General features: G+C 74.8%; 15 protein-coding genes. 10 read left to right on the top strand and 5 right to left on the bottom strand.

Annotation, left to right across the window (positions count from 1 at the left end):
* Positions 1–25: 25 nt before the first annotated feature.
* Entirely contained in the window at positions 26–1252 is a 1227-nt protein-coding gene (locus tag ACFVQZ_RS33585; RefSeq protein ID WP_378234486.1) for a pyridoxal phosphate-dependent aminotransferase, read from the top strand.
* Positions 1253–1309: 57 nt separating this feature from the next.
* On the opposite strand, the gene ACFVQZ_RS33590 is transcribed toward ACFVQZ_RS33585, so the two are convergent.
* The 3 genes from ACFVQZ_RS33590 to ACFVQZ_RS33600 form a co-directional block, all read right to left on the bottom strand.
* The gene (locus ACFVQZ_RS33590) at positions 1310–2674 is read right to left on the bottom strand and encodes an LCP family protein (protein WP_378234488.1); all 1365 of its coding nucleotides are present in this window, start codon (positions 2672–2674) and stop codon (positions 1310–1312) included.
* A gap of 91 nt (positions 2675–2765) precedes the next feature.
* Positions 2766–5030, bottom strand: coding sequence for an esterase-like activity of phytase family protein (locus ACFVQZ_RS33595; protein ID WP_378234489.1), 2265 nt, complete (start codon positions 5028–5030; stop codon positions 2766–2768).
* An 85-nt stretch (positions 5031–5115) separates the two neighbouring features.
* On the bottom strand, positions 5116–6351 hold the full coding sequence (locus ACFVQZ_RS33600; RefSeq protein ID WP_047234053.1) for a multidrug effflux MFS transporter: 1236 nt from the start codon (positions 6349–6351) through the stop codon (positions 5116–5118).
* A gap of 103 nt (positions 6352–6454) precedes the next feature.
* On the opposite strand from ACFVQZ_RS33600, the gene ACFVQZ_RS33605 reads away from it, so the two are divergent.
* The gene (locus ACFVQZ_RS33605) at positions 6455–7216 is read left to right on the top strand and encodes an SOS response-associated peptidase (RefSeq protein WP_378234490.1); all 762 of its coding nucleotides are present in this window, start codon (positions 6455–6457) and stop codon (positions 7214–7216) included.
* A 24-nt stretch (positions 7217–7240) separates the two neighbouring features.
* On the opposite strand, the gene ACFVQZ_RS33610 is transcribed toward ACFVQZ_RS33605, so the two are convergent.
* Together ACFVQZ_RS33610 and ACFVQZ_RS33615 are read right to left on the bottom strand one after the other, a co-directional pair.
* On the bottom strand, positions 7241–8329 hold the full coding sequence (locus ACFVQZ_RS33610; protein ID WP_378234492.1) for an adenylate/guanylate cyclase domain-containing protein: 1089 nt from the start codon (positions 8327–8329) through the stop codon (positions 7241–7243).
* Positions 8330–8364: 35 nt separating this feature from the next.
* Entirely contained in the window at positions 8365–9279 is a 915-nt protein-coding gene (locus ACFVQZ_RS33615) for a biotin--[acetyl-CoA-carboxylase] ligase (protein ID WP_378234493.1), read from the bottom strand.
* A 249-nt stretch (positions 9280–9528) separates the two neighbouring features.
* On the opposite strand from ACFVQZ_RS33615, the gene ACFVQZ_RS33620 reads away from it, so the two are divergent.
* The 8 genes from ACFVQZ_RS33620 to ACFVQZ_RS33655 all read left to right on the top strand — a co-directional run bounded on the left by ACFVQZ_RS33620 (position 9529) and on the right by ACFVQZ_RS33655 (position 18184).
* On the top strand, positions 9529–11100 hold the full coding sequence (locus ACFVQZ_RS33620) for an acyl-CoA carboxylase subunit beta (RefSeq protein ID WP_383628551.1): 1572 nt from the start codon (positions 9529–9531) through the stop codon (positions 11098–11100).
* A 49-nt stretch (positions 11101–11149) separates the two neighbouring features.
* Complete coding sequence (locus tag ACFVQZ_RS33625; RefSeq protein WP_378234495.1) at positions 11150–11668, top strand: hypothetical protein; 519 nt, start codon at positions 11150–11152, stop codon at positions 11666–11668.
* Positions 11665–11925: an acyl-CoA carboxylase epsilon subunit gene (locus ACFVQZ_RS33630; RefSeq protein ID WP_378234498.1), complete on the top strand. Its 261-nt coding sequence runs from the start codon at positions 11665–11667 to the stop codon at positions 11923–11925. Before ACFVQZ_RS33625 ends, ACFVQZ_RS33630 begins: the two co-directional genes overlap by 4 nt.
* Complete coding sequence (locus ACFVQZ_RS33635) at positions 11922–12716, top strand: hypothetical protein (protein ID WP_378234499.1); 795 nt, start codon at positions 11922–11924, stop codon at positions 12714–12716. Before ACFVQZ_RS33630 ends, ACFVQZ_RS33635 begins: the two co-directional genes overlap by 4 nt.
* A 10-nt stretch (positions 12717–12726) precedes the next feature.
* Positions 12727–14469 carry a DUF885 domain-containing protein gene (locus tag ACFVQZ_RS33640; protein ID WP_378234501.1) on the top strand — a complete coding sequence of 581 codons (1743 nt, stop codon included), beginning with the start codon at positions 12727–12729 and terminating at the stop codon, positions 14467–14469.
* Between the two features lie 80 nt (positions 14470–14549).
* Positions 14550–15470, top strand: a complete 921-nt coding sequence (locus tag ACFVQZ_RS33645) for an AEC family transporter (protein WP_378234502.1) — start codon at positions 14550–14552, stop codon at positions 15468–15470.
* 58 nt (positions 15471–15528) lie between these two features.
* Entirely contained in the window at positions 15529–16188 is a 660-nt protein-coding gene (locus tag ACFVQZ_RS33650; protein ID WP_378234503.1) for a Maf family protein, read from the top strand.
* A 220-nt stretch (positions 16189–16408) separates the two neighbouring features.
* Positions 16409–18184, top strand: a complete 1776-nt coding sequence (locus tag ACFVQZ_RS33655; RefSeq protein WP_383628553.1) for an acetyl/propionyl/methylcrotonyl-CoA carboxylase subunit alpha — start codon at positions 16409–16411, stop codon at positions 18182–18184.
* The last annotated feature ends 172 nt before the right edge of the window (positions 18185–18356 follow it).

Below are 18356 nucleotides of genomic sequence, written 5' to 3' on the forward strand. Positions count from 1 at the left end.
GCGCGCGCACGGCTAGGGTCGGGTCATGACCGACCTCCCGCCCGGCCGCTGGCAGGCCGCCGCCCGCGCTACCGGCCTCCTCGGGGCGGACGGCGCGGTGGCGGCGACGGTCTTCGCCGAGATGACCGCCCTCGCGCACCGCACGGGGGCCATCAACCTGGGGCAGGGCTTCCCGGACGTCGACGGCCCGGCGACGGTCAAGCACGCGGCGGTCCGCGCGATCGAGGAGGGCCACAACCAGTACCCGCCGGGTCCGGGCATCCTCGAGCTGCGCAACGCGATCGCGAGCCACCAGTACCGGCACTACGGGCTGGACCCCGACCCGGAGTCCGAGGTCCTGGTGACCACGGGCGCGACGGAGGCCCTCGCCGCGACGATCCTCGCGCTGGCCGGCCCGGGGGACGACGTCGTGACGCTCGAGCCGTTCTACGACTCCCACGCCGCGTGCATCGCGCTCGCGGGGGCAAACCACGTCACCGTCCCCCTCGTGCCCGGCCCGGAGCGCTTCCGCCTCGACCTCGACGCCCTGCGCGCGGCCGTCACCGACCGCACGCGCCTCATCCTGGTGAACTCGCCCCACAACCCGACGGGCACGGTGCTCGACCTCGACGAGCTCGACGCGATCGCGGCCGTCGCGCGCCGCCACGACGCGGTCGTCGTCACGGACGAGGTCTACGAGCACCTGACGTTCGACGACGCCCGGCACGTGCCGATCGCGACCCTGCCCGGGATGCGGCAGCGCACGATCACGATCTCCTCGGCCGGCAAGACGTTCTCCTTCACCGGCTGGAAGGTCGGCTGGCTGCACGGGCCGGAGCCGCTCGTCACGGCCGTCCGGACGGTCAAGCAGTTCCTCACCTACACGTCGGGCGCGCCGTTCCAGCCCGCGATCGCCGACGCGCTGTCCGACGACGAGACCCCGCGCGCACTGGCGGACTCGCTCGCCGCGCGTCGGGACCTGCTGTGCGAGGGCCTGGTCCGGGCCGGGTTCGACGTCGTCGTGCCGCAGGGCACGTACTTCGTCATCGCCGACGGCGCGCCGCTCGGCTTCGAGGACGGCACCGCCCTGTGCCGCGAGCTGCCCGCCCTCGCGGGCGTCGTCGCCGTCCCCGTGAGCGCGTTCTGCGCGCCGGGGTCGACGACGGCCCGTGCGCTCGCCTCGCGCGTGCGGTTCACCTTCGTCAAGCGTGACGACGTGCTGCGCGAGGCGGTGGGACGACTCTCCCGTCTCAGCGAGGCGCCCCGCGCCTGACCGGGTCTCAGAGCACCCGCGGAAGCGCGCTCGACACGCTCGGGCGGGCCGGCCGGCTCAGCCGCAGACGCCGGGCTGCAGCTCCTCGACCGGGGTCTCGGGCGTCGTGCCCGGGTCCGTCGTCCCTGGATCGGTCGTCCCAGGATCGGTCGTGCCCGCCCCCGGGTCGGTCGTGCCGGGGTCGGTCCCCGTCGCCGGGTCGGTCGTGCCGCCCGCGGGCGCCGTCGCGTCGTCGCGCGGGTCGACGGGCTCGTGGCCGGGCGCGGGCGTGTCGTCGATGAGCCGCTGCCAGATCGCGTCGGCCTCCGACGTCCACTCGACGCGGTTGCGGTCGCTCGCCGCCTCGACGACGGGCACCTGGGTGAAGACGACCTCGGAGGGCTTGATGGCCCGCAGGCTGAACGCGAGGCCCGCGAGCGCCGTCGGGTCCGCGATGGTGGGGTCCGCGCTGATCGAGCCGAGCACGGCCTCGATGACCCCGTAGAGCTGGGGCGAGTTGGTGATGATGTTCTGGGACAGCAGCTCGCGCACGGCCGAGTCGATGAACGCCTGCTGGCGCGCGATGCGCGTGAGGTCGGACCCCATCTCGAGCCCCATGCCCGTGCCGTGCCGGGCGCGCAGGAAGCTGATCGCCTCGTGGCCGTTGAGCGTGTGCTCTCCGGCGGGAAGGTCCAGGGTGCCGTACCGCGGGCTCTCCTTGACGGGCTCCGGGAAGCACATCGTCACACCGTTGATCGCGTCGACGACGCCGATGACCCCGGTCATCTTGACGACGACGTGGTTGGTGATCGGCACGCCGGTCAGGTCCTGCACCGCGGTGATCGTGCACGCGGCGGCATACGTCATGTCGTCGACCCCGCCCGACCCGATCTGGAAGGCCTCGTTGAACATCGTGTTGCGCCGCGGGGACGACATCGACCCGTCGGGGAGGTTGCACGCCGGGAGGTCGACGAGCGAGTCGCGCGGGATGGAGACGACCTCCATGCGCGTGCGGTCGCCGGACACGTGCACGATGAACGTCGTGTCCGACCGCATGCCCTCCTCCTCGCCCGCGATCGCGGCGTTCTCCGCGTCGCGGTAGTCCGTGCCCATGACGAGGATGTTGAGCGACTTGCCGGCGAACGGGTCGGACGGGTCCTTGGGCGGCTCGACCGTCGGTCCTCCGACGACGAGGCCCGACACGTCGCTCACGGTGATCTTCGACTTGAGGTCGAGGTACACGGCTCCGGCACCCACAGCGACGAACACGAGCGCCCCGGTGAGGACGAGCCCGACGGCCCGCGCGACGCGGTGCGAGCGCAGGGCGCGCGCGTGGTGCGGGCCGCCGGAGGGCTTGTCCTCCCCGCCCTTCCGGGAGTGCGTCGTCTGCGGCGCGCGGGGCCGCGAGCGCGGGGACGACGAGGCGGGGGCGGTCGTTGGCACGGTCTGAGGGTAAAGGGTGCGGCGTGGATGCGTGCGCCGAACCAGCAGGAGGACGTGTGAAAGGGCGGCGAAGGACGGACCTGCGGGGGTGTCAGCGGTCGTGCACGGCAGCGACCCCGAGGTCGGGCTGGTCGGTGAAGAACCCGTCCATGCCCGCGTCGAGGAAGACCTGGACCTCGCCGGCGAGGTCCCCGTGGGCGGTCGGGTCGGCGCTCGAGCGGTGCTCCGCGGGCAGGAACTGGTTCTCCGCCCGGAAGGTCCATCCGTGGACCTCCAGCCCCGCGCGGTGCGCGTCGCGGATGACCGACGTCGGTGCGCCGAGCGTCCCGTCGGCACGCCGCGGGATCATGACGTTCTTCTCGAGCCCGACGCCGTCGGCGTACCGTGCGATCTCGCGCAGGCCGGTGCGCGTGACCAGGTCGGCGTAGGTGCGCGGGTCGCCCGCGGCGACGAGGTCGTAGGGGGCTCCGGAGCTGCTGACGAGCTGCGCGAGGTCGACCTTCGTCAGGCGGTCGAGCTCGCGCAGGTTGCCCGTCTCGAACGACTGCACGATGACGGGCGCCGTGCGTGAGTCGAGCCCGGCGTCGCGCAGCGCGGAGACGAGCGGTTCCTCGAGCGACAGCCCGACCGAGTCGAAGTAGGTCGGGTGCTTGGTCTCGGGGTACACCCCGACCTGCTTCCCGTCGCACGTCTCGGAGTGCCGGGCGAGGTCGAGGACCTCGGCGAGGGTCGGGACCGGGTAGAGGCCGTCGAACGCCGTGTTCTGCGGGCGGACGGCAGGGATCCGCTCCTTCGCGCGCAGGGTGCGCAGCTCGGCGAGCGTGAAGTCCTCCGTGAACCACCCGGTGACGGCGGTGCCGTCGATCGTCTTCGTCGTGCGGCGGTCGGCGAACTCGGGGTGCTGCGCGACGTTCGTCGTGCCCCCGATCTCGTTCTCGTGCCGGGCGACGAGCACGCCGTCCTTCGTGGTGACGACGTCGGGCTCGATGACGTCGGCGCACTGGAGGATCGCCTGCTCGTACGCGGCGAGCGTGTGCTCGGGCCGGTACCCGCTCGCGCCGCGGTGCCCGACGACGGTCACGTCGTCGGTCGCGACGCGCTCGCGCCGCAGGTCGACGAGGACCATCTCGGTGTCGTCCGGGGTGCCGGGCACGCGCGCGTCGTTCCCCGGGTAGTTGTTGTCGTTCGCGAGCAGCAGGCGGCCGTCGCGGAGCTGGACGACGGTCTCGAACGACTGCACCGGGAGCGAGAACGGGTCGCCGGTGCCGTAGCCGTCGCCCGCGCCGAGGCCGTGCGGGTTCGCGATCTGCAGCGCGTCGAGCACGAGCTCCTTCTCGAGCCGGCCGGACCTGTCGGCCTCGCCGAGATCGACGCGGTAGACGCGCTTGGTCACGGACTGCTCGCCGTCGAAGTCGTCGCGCTCGACGAGCAGGAGCTCGTCGCCACGGACCAGGAACGCGTCGCCCACGACGTTGGCGTCGGTGTCCACGCGGTAGGTCCAGGTGCGGTCGGTGTACCGGCCCGCGCGCGTGTCGAACTGGCGCACGACCCGGTCGCGCGGGTCGTCGCCGACGAGCGCGCCCTCGAGCACGGGGTACAGGTAGCGGCCGTCGCGCGAGCCCGCGAGCGCCTCGAACCCGCGGCTCGACCCGACGAGCGGCGTCTCCCCGGGCGCGAGGTACGGGTTGGCGGGCGACTTGCCGTCGGGGAACGGCACGGGCGGGGCGAGGAGCGCGCCCGTCGCGTCGACGTGCAGCAGGAAGGGCCCGAACTCCTCCCCGATCCAGAAGGTGCCGTCCTGCGCCCGCACGACGGACTCGATGTCGAAGTCGGCGCCCGTGAGGAGCCGCTCGTCGGTGTCCTCGTGGACGATCGGGAAGTCGACGTGGTGGCCCGGGTCGCGCAGCGAGAGGTGCTCGCCCACCTCGATCTCGCCCGCACCACCGCGCGCCGACTGCCAGTGGGGCGTGACGCGGTAGAGGCGCAGGAGGAAGTCGGCCGAGTTGCCCTTCGCGCCGAACCCGTTGTCCGGCTGGGCCCAGAAGGTCCCGTCGCCGTTGTCGATCATGGCCGAGAAGCCCGGGATCACCTGCCCGTCGAAGGGCCCCTGGCGGCCGTTGGCGGGGGTCGCGAGCGCACCGGACGGCGGCCCGTCCTCCAGGTGGTCGGCGGACAGCGTCGCGCGGGCGACGAGCGTGGGGACGACGGCCGTCGCGCGGCCGGGTCCGGCCCCCTCGCCCGGGCGGGCGGCGAGGGCGCCCGGTGCGGCGGCGAGCGCTGTCGCCGAGGGCGTCAGCGCGACGGCGACGGCGGCGGTGAGCGCGGCGGCGACCTTGAGCACGGCTGTGGGTCTCATGGGAGCCAGCCAAGCGCCGCCCGGCGACGCGGGGGTTGCGGACGAGCGACGGGTGGTCGACGAGCGCGTGGCGCGCCGGTGACCGTCAGACCGGCGTGTGCCAGCCGCCGCGGCGGAACGCGGGCGTCGCGAGGGCGAGCACGAGGAGCGACGCGACGACGGCGCCGAGCATGACGGTGGCCATCGCCACGGCGTCGCCCCCGAGCACGCCGACGAGCGGGCTCACGAGCCCGGCGACGCCGGACTGGAAGGCACCGATGACGGCGGCCGCCGTGCCCGCGATCTCGCCGTGCCGGGTGAGCGCGAGCGCCGACGCGTTCGCGGGGATCATGCCCTGCATCGACAGGACGAGGAACAGGGCCGCGACGATGCCGACGATGCCGCCCGCGCCGGTCAGGGCGACCACGAGCAACCCCACGGTGAACACTCCCTGCACGACGAGCGCGACGCGCAGCAGGCGCATGGGCGCCACGCGACGCACGAGCGCGGCGTTCGCCTGCGCGGAGAGCACGAGGCCGACGCCGTTGACCGCGAACAGCAGCGCGAACTGGCCGTGGCTGAGCCCGTACCCCTCCTGGAGCACGAACGGCGAGCCGACGACGTAGCTCATGAGCACGGCCTGGCCGAGCCCGGGCAGGACGGCGAGCGCGACGAAGTGGCGGTCGCGCAGGAGGCTCGCGTAACCACGCAGGACGGTGCGCGCCCCGGCGGGGCGCCGCCGCTCGACCGGGAGCGACTCCGGCATCCAGAGCAGGACGACGGCGGCGAGCGCCAGCCCGGCGGCCGCGAGGACCCAGAACACCGCGTGCCACGACGCGTGCGCGCCGATGAACGACCCGAGCGACGGCGCGAGGAGGGGCGCGAGCCCGATGACGAGCATGAGCCGCGAGAGGATGCGCGCGGCGTCGGAGCCGGTGAAGCGGTCGCGGATGGCGGCGATCGCGACGACGGACGCGGACGCGTTGAAGAAGCCCTGGAGCACGCGCAGCCCGATGAGGATCCCGATGTTGGGGGCCATCGCGCACAGGATCGAGGTCACGACGTGCAGCGACAGGCCGACGAGGACGGGCAGGCGGCGGCCGTACCGGTCGGAGAGGGGACCGATGACGAGCTGCCCGACCGCCCCGCCGACGAGCATGGCGGAGAGCGTCAGCTGCGCGAGGGAGTCCGGGGCTCCGAGGTCGGCGCCGACCTCGGGCAGCAGCGGGAGGTACATGTCGACCGTGAGCGCGGGGAGCGTGGCGAGCGCGCCGAGGAGCAGCACCCAGCGTGCGGACGATCTCGGTCGGGGCACGGCGGGGTCGACCGAGGAAGAGGGCATGGCGTCCATCGTATCGATTCGATCGTGCGGGACACGGCGCTTCGGGCGTGAGCCTGCTCTCCCTCACGGCCCGTGCGTGGGTGGCGTGCGGCAGGCTGGAGGCATGTGCGGACGCTATGCCTCCTTCCGGGACGCGCAGGACCTCGCGGACGAGTTCGCGATCGCGGACGTGGCCGACGACGCGCGGCTCCTGCCGCCGTCGTGGAACCTCGCGCCGACCGACCCGGTACGGATCGTCGTGGAGCGCGCGGCCAAGGACACGGGCGAGGTCCGGCGCTCGTTGCGCCTCGCGCGCTGGGGCCTCGTGCCGTCGTGGTCCAAGGACCCCAAGGGCGGCGCGCGCATGATCAACGCGCGCGCGGAGTCGATCCTCGACAAGCCGGCGTTCGCCAAGCCGTTCGGCGTCCGCCGGTGCCTCGTGCCCGCGGACGGGTACTACGAGTGGCGCGTCCTGCCCGACGGCGCGTCCCCGGCCGGGTCCGCGCCCGTGCGCCGGGGCAAGGTGCCCAAGCAGCCGTACTGGATCGCGCCCGGCGACGGCGAGAGCGCCGCGTTCGCCGGGCTCTACGAGTTCTGGCGCGACCGGACCAAGGCGGACGACGACCCCGACCGCTGGCTCGTCTCGACGACGATCATCACGACGGACGCGGCGCCGTACCTCGCCGAGATCCACGACCGCATGCCGCTCGCCCTGCCCGCCGACGCGTGGGACGCGTGGCTCGACCCGGCGGTCGACGCTCGCGGGGCGGCCGACCTGCTCGGGCTCGGCGGTCCGCACGACGACGTCCCGATGGTCGCGCGCGAGATCTCGACCCTGGTCAACTCCGTGACGAACGACGGTCCGGGCCTGCTCGAGGCCGTCTGAGCGGGCCGCGAGGTCGGCAGGGCGTCAGCCGCGGTAGGCCCACTGGAGGCGCACGGGCTCGATCGTGCCGAGCCCCTGCACCTCGGTCTCGGGCTGCGCCGTGAGCGCGAAGCGCTGGTCGCCCGCGAGCAGGCCCGCGGTCTCGCGGTCGACGAGGACCGTCGTCGGCTCGGCGATGTCGACGAGGCGGGCGGCGAGGTTGACGCTCGGCCCGAACACGTCGCCGAACCGCGAGAGGACCCGGCCCCACACGAGGCTGACGCGGACGGGCGGGACGTCGACGTCCTCCTCCCGCCCGCCGGCCTCGGCCAGGCCGAGCGCGACGCGTGCCCCGGTCGCGACGTCGTCGGCGACGTAGAGCACCGCGTCGCCGATCGTCTTGACGACACGCCCGCCCGCGGCGGTGATGACGTCGCGCGCGCTCGTCTCGAAGAGCTGGACGAACTCCGCGAGCTCGCTCGACCCCAGCCCGCGCGTGCGCTGCGTGAAGGAGACGATGTCCGCGAACCCGACCGCGCGCGGGAGCGGCAGCTCGTGCTCGTCGACCGCGGTGGCGCGCGCGTCCGAGAACTCGACCGCGAACCTCCCGGCGACCGCCGCGAGCTGGCGGCGCCAGGCGTGCAGGAGCTGCTCCTCGAGGACGGGTGCGAGCTCGGGCAGCCGGTCGAGGACGAGCAGGCGCGCGCTCGTGTCGTCGAGGTCGAACCGGCGCGTCAGGTGCTCGACGAGCGCCTCGACCTGCCAGAGCACGAGCCGCTCGGTCGTGTGCCCGGTGGACCGGATGAGGGTCGTCAGGGCGCGCTCGTCGAGCCGCTCCGTCTCGGCGAAGGCGAACACGTCCGCGAGCGCCTGCGCGTCCTTCTCGGTGAACGCGTGCTCCTCGCCCTCGGTGACGGGGAGGCCCAGCGCCTGCCAGTAGGCGCGGACCAGGTCCTCGCCGACGCCGGCGCGCTCGGCGAGCCGCTCGATGGTGAGGGTGCGGGGGCCGCCCAGCAGCGCCTCGTCGAGCACCGCCTCCGTCGCCTCGGCGTCCGGGGCCGGCTCGCCGCCCTCCCCGCCGTCCGGGGACGGGATGGCGGTGACGGGCTCGTTCTGCTCAGGGTCCACGGGCACCCGGCGATCCTATTCCTCGGCCGCGGCGGGCGAGATCAGTCGTGCCGGCGCAGGTGGTGGACGTCGCCGCTGTGGTGGACGCTCGTCGTCCCGTCGTCCTCGCGCACCACCAGGCCGCCGTCGGGAGCGAGCCCGGTCGCGAGCCCGACGACGTCGCCGCCCCCGACGCGCTCGACGCGCACGCGCGTCCCGAGCGTGGCGCTGACCTCGGCGCAGTCGGCGTCGAGCCCGGCCGCGTGGGCGTCGCCCCCGGCGTCCTGCCAGCGCGCCAGGACCTCGCCGAACGCCTCGTGGAGGGCGACGAGCACGACCTCCCGGTCGGTCGTCGCGGCGCCCGCCAGGGCGAGCGAGGTGGCCGTGGGGACGGGCAGCTCGTCGCGCTCCTGCGAGACGTTGAGCCCGACGCCGACGACGACGCCGCCGTCGGGAAGCACCTCCGCGAGGATGCCGGCGACCTTGCGCAGCGGCGCCTGGTCACCGGCTCGCGGCGTCGCGACGTCCGGCGACCCCGGCGCGGCGCCCGGGTCCGGCACGAGGACGTCGTTCGGCCACTTGACGACGGCGTCGACCCCGGCGGTCGCGCGCAGCGCGCGGGCCGTCGCGAGCCCGGCGAGGAGCGGGAGCCAGCTCAGGGCCTCGCGCGGCACCTCGGGGCGCAGGAGGAGCGAGCCGAGGAGCGCGGCGCGCGGCGGGGTCGTCCACGAGCGGCCCAGCCGGCCGCGCCCTCCGGGCTGGTGCTCGGCGACGAGGAGCGCCGGCGCGGGCCAGGCGCCCGGGTCGGCGGCGACCGCACGGGCGAGCTCGGCGTTCGTCGAGGCCGACTCGGGGACGACCTCGAGCCGGGCGAGCGGCCCCGCAGGCGTCACGAGCAGCTCCCGCAGGAACTCCGTCCGGAGCGGGGGACGCCCGTCGCCGTCGGGCCTGGTCTCGTCCTCGCGCGCGCTCGCCATGCCCGCCATCCTCCCGCACGCGGACGGTCCGGCACGAGGGCGGCCCGGCGGTCCGGGCACCCGGCGGCACGGCCCTGGCGCCCGCGGCGGGTTTGTCGACACCCACCAAGACCCGCCCCGGCCGTGCTGGCGTCGCCCGCATCGAGTTGGCGCCACCCGCCAACTAGGCTCGGGTCCGTGACGGACTCTGCGACCACCTCGCCCGCGACGCCCGAGGCACCCCCGACATCGCCCGACGCGCCCCACCTCGTGGGCACCGCGGCCAAGCTCGCCGACCTCGACCGTCGCCGCGCCGAGGCGACCGAGCTGCCCGAGGACGCGGCGCGGACCAAGCAGCACGCGCGCGGCAAGAAGACGGCGCGCGAGCGCATCGAGGCGCTGCTCGACGAGGGCAGCTTCGTCGAGCTCGACGCGTTCGCCAAGCACCGCTCGCACAACTTCGGCCTGGAGAAGAAGCGCCTGGCGGGCGACGGCGTCGTCGTCGGGCACGGCACGATCGACGGCCGCCAGGTGTGCGTGTACTCGCAGGACTTCACCGTGTTCGGCGGGAGCCTCGGCGAGGTGCACGGCCAGAAGATCACCAAGGTGCAGGACCTCGCGCTGCGCACGGGCGTCCCGCTGATCGGCATCTCCGACGGCGGCGGCGCGCGCATCCAGGAGGGCGTCGCGGCGCTCACGCAGTTCGCGGAGATCTTCCGCCGCAACGTCGCGTCGTCCGGCGTGATCCCGCAGATCTCGCTCATCCTCGGCCCGAGCGCGGGCGGCGCGGTGTACTCCCCCGCCCTGACGGACTTCATCGTCATGGCGGACAAGACGTCCAACATGTTCATCACCGGGCCGGACGTGATCCGCGCCGTGACGGGCGAGGACGTGGGCTTCGAGGAGCTCGGCGGCGGCCTGACGCACAACGAGAAGTCCGGCGTCGCGCACTACCTCGGCGCGGACGAGGACGACGCGATCGACTACGTGCGCCACCTCGTGTCCTACCTGCCGCAGAACAACCTCTCGGACGCGCCGTCGTTCCCGCCCGACGACGTCGAGCTCGACGTCACGGAGGTGGACCTCGAGCTCGACGCGCTCGTGCCCGACTCGGACTCGCAGCCGTACGACATGCGCACGGTGATCGAGCACGTGCTCGACGAGGGCGCGTTCCTCGAGGTGCAGCCGCTGTTCGCGAAGAACGTGCTCGTCGGGTTCGGGCACGTCGAGGGCCAGTCGGTCGGCGTCGTCGCGAACCAGCCGCTCGCGATGGCGGGCACGCTCGACATCGACGCCGCGGAGAAGGCGGCGCGGTTCGTGCGCACGTGCGACGCGTTCAACATCCCCGTGCTCACGCTCGTCGACGTCCCGGGCTTCCTCCCGGGCGTCGACCAGGAGCACCAGGGCATCATCCGCCGCGGCGCCAAGCTCATCTACGCCTACGCCGAGGCCACGGTCCCGCTCGTCACCGTCATCACGCGCAAGGCGTACGGCGGCGCCTACATCGTCATGGGCTCCAAGCAGCTCGGCGCCGACGTCAACCTCGCGTGGCCGACGGCGCAGGTCGCCGTCATGGGCGCGGGCGGCGCGGTGAACATCCTCCAGCGCGCGGCGCTCAAGCGCGCGGCGGACGCCGGCGACGACGTCGAGGCGGAGCGCGCCCGGCTCGTCGCCGAGTACGAGGACGCGATCGTCAACCCGTGGGACGCCGCCGAGCGCGGGTACGTCGACGCGGTCATCCGTCCGTCGGAGACGCGCGTACAGGTCGTGCGCGCGCTGCGGGCGCTGCGCACCAAGCGCGCGACCCTGCCGCCCAAGAAGCACGGGAACATCCCGCTGTGACCGCGGGCGAGCACCAGCGCCCGAAGAACCTCGCGAGGAAGGACCACGCATGAGCCACGACGACGCCACGCACGGACCCGTGCCGCTCGGGTCCGTGGACCCGGCGCCGCTGCACGCCGCGGTCGACGCGCTCACGGCGGCGCTGCACGAGTACGTCGAGACGGCCGTCGGCGTGCGGGCCGAGTTCGGGGCGTCCGAGGCGGACGAGGACCCGCGCGTCCTCGCGCTCGAGGGCCGCATCGGCGCGCTCAACGCGCGGCTGTTCGACGAGCTGCACGGCGCGCTCGGCATCCACGCCGACCTCACGACGTCGGTGTGGGACCCGGGCGCCGACGAGGAGGTCGACGACGACGCCTCGCCTGCCGACGTGCAGGACGACACGTTCACCCTCGACTACGTCGTCATGACTCACCCCGGCGGGCCGGACCTCGACGACGTCGTCGGGCTCCTGGACCGGTGGGGGCACGAGGCACGCGAGCGGCTCGTCGAGGCGGGCTACGCCGTCCCCGAGTGGGGCGTGGGACGCGGGGCGGACGACGACCACGAGCACGACGAGGACGACGAGTGAGCACGCCGCGGCCCGACGCCCCGAGCGTCCGCGTCGTGCGGGGCGCGCCGGACGAGCTCGAGGTCGCCGCGCTCGTCGCCGGCCTCGCCGCGGCCGCCGCCGCGAGCGGCCTGCCCGACGACGTCGCGCCCGTCGACGAGTGGACCAACCGCGCGCGCGGGCTGCGCGGGACCGGGGACGGCGCGACCGCGAAGAACTTCGGCGGGCGCTCCGGCCGGCACAACGCCGACTCGTGGCGCTGGAGCCAGCGGTCGTGACCGCGCCGAGCGCGTCGCCCCGCGTGCGCCGCCTGCCCGAGCGGGGCGTGCTCGTCGAGCTCCCCGCCTCCGCCGACGCGGTCGAGGCGGACCCGACCGGTCTGCCGGCGGTGGAGCCCGTGCCGGGCTGGCGCCGCTGGGCCTGGGCCGTGGCGTTCGTGCCGACCGTCGCGCTGCTCGTCTACCAGCGCCTCGCGTCGGGCCGCGGCTGGCCCGTGCCGGACGCCGTCGTGGTGGTCGCGACGCTGGGGCTCCTCGTCACGGCCCTGCTCGCGCTCGTGCGCTACCAGGACGACCGGGTGGTGGCGGGGCTCGCCCGCGGCCGCGACGCGCTGCTCGCCGCGCCGGTCCGGGCGACCGGGACGCTCGTGCTCCCCGGTGTCGGTGTCGTGGGCTCGACCACGGGCACCGGCGAGGACACCGCTGCGGACGGCGCGCGGGGCTCGGCGACGAGCGCCACGACGGCGGGTCCCTCGGTCGTGCGGGCGACGCTGGTCGTGACCACCGCGTCCGGCGCGAGGACCGCACGCCCGGCGCGCGTCGTCGTGCCCGACGGCGCGGCAGGTCCGCGGCCGGGCGACCCGGTCGCCGTCTGGCACGCCGCGGACGACGCGGACGCGACGGGCGTGCTCCTCGTGCGCTACCACCGCGCCTGGGCGGACGACCTCGCGGCGGCGCTGCGGGCCCTGTCCGACGACGCTTCTTCCGAGGGCCCGGCCACGGATCCGACCGGGGGCGACCGCGGCGAGACCCCGGGGAATCCGGCAGACCCGCGACCGGGCGCCGAGTAGTCTCGACCGGGTGAGCGACACCACCACCACACCCGCCGGCGCATCCGCCGGGACCCCCGACCGCACACCCACGCCGATCGACGCCGTCGCCGAGGCCTACGTCACGCGGATCGCCGAGCTCGACCCGATCTCCGCGACCGCGATGGGGCTGTCCGGCTACGACCACCTCGTCTCCGACCTCTCGCCCGCCGGGCACGACGCGCGGGCCGACGCCGACCGCGCGGTGCTGCGCGAGCTCGAGGGCCTGGAGCCGGCCGACGACGTCGACCGGGTCACCCTCGCGGCGATGCGCGAGCGCGTCGGCCTCCAGCTCGAGCTGCACGAGGCGGGCGAGCCGCTCGCGAGCCTCAACAACATCGCGTCGCCGGTGCAGGAGCTGCGCGACGTCTTCGACATCATGCCGACCGGCACGGTCGAGGCGTGGGAGAACATCGCCTCGCGCCTCAACGCCCTCCCCACCGCGATCGACGGGTACATGGCGTCGCTCACGGAGGCGGCCTCCCGCGGCAACGTCGCCGCGATCCGCCAGGTGCGGATCGGCGTGCAGCAGTCGCGCGAGCTCGCGGACGCGAAGGGCTCGTTCTTCACGACGTTCGTCGCCGGCCCCGAGGCGAACGCCGTCCTCGACGACTCCTCGGCGTGCTCGCTCGTGCGCAAGGAGCTCGAGCACGGCGCCGCCGCGGCGCGCGAGGCCTACGGCCGCCTCGCGGACTTCCTCGAGACGACGCTCGCCCCGCAGGCCCGCGAGCAGGACGCCGTGGGCCGCGAGCGCTACGGGCTCTTCTCGCGCACGTTCCTCGGCGCGCAGGTCGACCTGGACGAGACCTACGCGTGGGGGCTCGAGGAGCTCGCGCGCGTCGTCGCCGAGCAGGAGGAGATCGCGGGCCGCATCGCGGGTCCCGGCGCGAGCGTCGAGGACGCCGTGGCCGCACTCGACGCCGACCCGGCGCGCACCCTGCACGGCACGGACGCCCTGAAGTCGTGGATGCAGGAGACGTCGGACGCCGCGATCGGCGCGCTGAACGGCGTCCACTTCGACATCCCGACGCCGGTGCTCGACCTCGAGTGCATGATCGCGCCGACGCAGACGGGCGGGATCTACTACACGCCCCCGAGCGACGACTTCTCCCGGCCGGGCCGCATGTGGTGGTCCGTGCCGTCGGACGTCACGGAGTTCAACACGTGGCGCGAGAAGACGACGGTCTACCACGAGGGCGTCCCGGGCCACCACCTCCAGTGCGGCCAGGCCGTGTACGCGCGCGCGACGCTCAACACGTGGCGCCGCCTGGCGTGCTGGGTCTCGGGCCACGGCGAGGGCTGGGCGCTGTACGCGGAGCGCCTCATGGCGGACCTCGGGTTCCTCGACGACGACGGCGACCGCCTCGGCATGCTCGACGCGCAGCGCATGCGCGCGGCGCGCGTCGTGCTCGACATCGGCGTGCACCTCGGCCTGCCCGCGCCGGAACAGTGGGGCGGCGGGACCTGGGACGCGGACAAGGCGCTCACGTTCCTGCGCGCGAACGTCAACATGCCCGACTCGTTCGTGCGGTTCGAGCTCGACCGCTACCTCGGCTGGCCGGGGCAGGCGCCGTCGTACAAGGTCGGGCAGCGCCTGTGGGAGGCCACGCGCGACGAGGCCCGCGCGGCCGCCTCGGCACGCGGCGAGGCGTTCGACGCGAAGGCGTTCCACGCGCGCGCGCTGAACCTCGGCTCGGTGGGCCTGGACGTGCTGCGCGACGCGCTCTCCTCGTGACCCGGTCGTCGGCACGGCCCGGGTCGGCCTCGCGCCGGCCCGGGCCGACCGGCGTCGGTCCCGCCTCGAGGACCTGACGCATGGGCGCCGTCCTCACCGGTTTCGCCATCATCGCCGTGGTCGTCGCGGCCGGGTACGTCACCGCGCGTCTCGGCATCGGGGGCCCCGACGCCCGGACGGCGCTCAACCGCATCGGGTTCTTCGTCGCGAGCCCCGCGCTGCTGTTCACCGTCCTCGCGCGGGCCGACGTCGGCGCGCTCGTCCAGGCGCCCCTCGCGGTCGCGGCGACGGCGGCCGTCGTCACCGCGGGCGTGTTCGTGCTCGTCGACCGGCTGTGGCTCCGGCTCCCCGCCCCCGAGGCGACGATCGGGGCCGTCGGCTCCGGCTACGTGAACGCGAACAACATCGGCTTGCCCGTCGCGGTGTACGTGCTCGGCGACGCGACCGCGGTCGTGCCGGTGATCCTCCTCCAGCTCCTCGTGCTCGCGCCCGTGACCCTGCTCGTCCTCGACGCGACGACGAGCGGGCGGCTGTCCTGGCGCTTCGTGCTCGCCCAGCCCGTGCGCAACCCGATCATCCTCGGGTCGTTCGCGGGGGCCGCCGTCTCGCTGGCCGGCTGGACGCCGCCCGTGGCCGTCATGGCGCCGCTCGAGATCCTCGGCGGCGCGGCGATCCCCATGATCCTGCTCGCGTTCGGCATGTCGCTGCACGGCACGAGGCCGCTGCGCCGCGGCGAGCCGCGCGCGGCCGTCGGCGTCGCGAGCGTCGCGAAGCTCCTCGTCATGCCGGTCGCCGCATTCGTCGTGGCCCGGCTCGTCCTCGGGCTCGACGAGGCTGCGGTCGCCTCCGCCGTCACGCTCGCCGCGCTGCCCACCGCCCAGAACGTCTACAACTACGCGGCGCGGTTCGGCAGGGGCGAGATCCTCGCGCGCGACACGATCCTCGTCACCACGCTCGGCTCGCCGGTCGTCCTCGTCGTCGCCGCGCTCCTCGTCGCGTAGCGGACGCGTCGCGTCCCGGCGCTCCGGTGCGTCGGGCCTCGGCGGGTAGTCTGCGCGGGTGCTCCGACTCGTGCTCGCCTCCCGCTCCCCCGCCCGCCTCGCGACGCTGCGCGCGGCCGGCGTCGAACCCCTCGTCCGCGTCTCCGGGGTCGACGAGGACGCGGTCCTGCGGGCGGCCGCCGCGGAGCGCGGCGGTCTCGACCCGGTGGACGCGGTGCTCGTCCTCGCCCGCGCGAAGGCCGAGGAGATCGTGCGCGCCCTCGCCGAGGACGGGACCGGCGCCCCGATCGACGACCCCACGCTGCTCGTCGGCTGCGACTCGATGCTCGAGTTCGACGGCGAGGTGCTCGGCAAGCCCGCCGACGCCGACGACGCCCGCGCGCGCTGGCGCGCGATGCGCGGCCGGGCCGGCGTGCTGCACACCGGCCACTGGCTCGTCGACCTGCGACCGGAGACGGACGGCGGGACGGGCACCGCCACGGGGGCCACGAGCTCGACGACCGTGCACTTCGCCGACCTCACCGACGACGAGATCGACGCGTACGTCGCGACGGGCGAGCCGCTGCACGTCGCGGGGGCGTTCACGGTCGACGGACTCGGCGGGCCCTACGTCGAGCGCATCGAGGGCGACCACCACGGCGTCGTCGGGATCAGCCTCCCGCTGCTGCGCTCGCTGCTCCGCGAGGCCGGGGTCGCCTGGCACGAGCTGCGCGCCTGACCCGACGCGGCCGTCGTCCGTCGTCTGCGCTCGTTGTGGGTGCCGGACAACCCCACGGGCCGGGCGAGGCCCAGGAGCGTGCCGCTATGGAGGTTTCCTCCAACCGCCCCGCATGCGCCTTGGCATCTTCTCCAATCTTGTCCGGTACCCGGCCCGGGAGCGTGATCGGCGCGGCGCGCACGCGTTACCGTGAGCCGTGCCCGCGAACCCCACCCGCCCCCTGAGCAAGGTCCTCGTCGCCAACCGTGGCGAGATCGCCGTCCGGATCGTCCGTGCCTGCGCCGACGCCGGCATCGCGTCCGTCGCGGTCTACGCCGACCCCGACCGGCAGGCGCCGCACGTGCACCTCGCCGACGAGGCGTTCGCGCTCGGTGGTGCCCGGGCGGCCGAGACGTACCTCGACATCGCGAAGCTGCTCGACGTCGCGCGCCGCTCCGGCGCGGACGCGGTGCACCCCGGGTACGGCTTCCTCGCCGAGAATGCGGAGTTCGCCCAGGCCGTGCTCGACGCCGGCCTCGTCTGGATCGGCCCCCCGCCCGCCGCGATCGACGCCCTCGGCGACAAGGTGAGCGCGCGCCACATCGCGCAGCGCGCCGGCGCCCCGCTCGTGCCCGGCACGCCCGACCCGGTCGCCGACGCGAGCGAGGTGCACGCCTTCGCCGCCGAGCACGGCCTGCCCGTCGCGATCAAGGCGGCGTTCGGCGGCGGCGGGCGCGGCCTCAAGGTCGCGCGCACGGCCGACGAGATCGACGAGCTCTTCGAGTCCGCGGTCCGCGAGGCCACCGCCGCGTTCGGGCGCGGAGAGTGCTTCGTCGAGCGCTACCTCGACACGCCCCGCCACGTGGAGACCCAGTGCCTCGCGGACGAGCACGGGACCGTCGTCGTCGTGTCCACGCGCGACTGCTCCCTCCAGCGCCGCCACCAGAAGCTCGTCGAGGAGGCCCCCGCGCCCTACCTCAGCCCCGCCCAGGAGGCCGAGCTCTACAAGGCGTCCGAGGCGATCCTGCGCGAGGCGGGCTACGTCGGCGCGGGCACGTGCGAGTTCCTCGTCGGCGCCGACGGCACCATCTCCTTCCTCGAGGTCAACACGCGCCTCCAGGTCGAGCACCCCGTGTCCGAGGAGGTCACCGGCATCGACCTCGTCCGCGAGCAGCTACGCATCGCCGCGGGCGAGCCGCTCGGCTACACGTCGACGCAGGTGCGCGGCCACTCGATCGAGTTCCGCATCAACGGCGAGGACCCCGCCGCGAACTTCCTGCCCGCCCCCGGCCGCATCACGCGCCTGCGCTACCCGTCCGGCCCCGGCGTGCGCGTCGACTCCGGCGTTGCCGAGGGCGACACGATCTCCGGCGCGTTCGACTCCATGATCGCCAAGGTCATCGTCACCGGCGCCACGCGCGAGCAGGCCGTCCAGCGGGCCCGCCGCGCGCTGCGCGAGCTCGAGGTCGAGGGCATCCCGACGGTCGTCCCGTTCCACCGCGCCGTGCTCGACGCCGAGGCGTTCGTCCCCACGGACGACGAGCCGTTCCGGGTGCACACCCGCTGGATCGAGACCGAGTTCGCCGACCAGCTCGCCGCGCTCGCGCCCGCCCCGGCCGCCTCCGCCGACGAGGACGACGAGCCGCTCGCGACCGAGCGCGTCGTCGTCGAGGTCGGCGGCAAGCGCCTGGAGGTCGTCCTCCCGGCAGGCCTCGGCATGGCCGCGGGCCGTGCCCGCACCGCCAACGCCGCCCGGCGACCCGCGCGCCGCAGCGCTGCCAAGGCGAACGGTGGCGCGTCCGGCACGACCCTCGCCTCCCCCATGCAGGGCACGATCGTCAAGGTCGCCGTCGCCGACGGCACCCAGGTCGCCGAGGGCGACCTCGTGGTCGTGCTCGAGGCCATGAAGATGGAGCAGCCCCTCCTCGCCCACCGCGCCGGCACCGTCCGCTCGCTCTCCGCCACCGCGGGTGCGAGCGTCAGCTCCGGCACGGCCATCTGCGAGATCGTCGACTGACCCGCCGCGCCACCGTCGAGCCCGGTGCACGACCCGCGTGGTCGGGGCGCCGGGCCGGGCCAGTTCTCACGACCCGCGTGGTCGGGTCGGGTGGCCGGTTGTCAGCGCGCGCGATGACGAGATGCGAGACGTGGCCCCGCGGGCGCAGCCCGGAGGGGCCACTTCTCGCACA

The sequence above is a fragment of the Streptomyces sp. NPDC057854 genome, from assembly GCF_042797055.1.
Classification (GTDB): domain Bacteria; phylum Actinomycetota; class Actinomycetes; order Streptomycetales; family Streptomycetaceae; genus Streptomyces.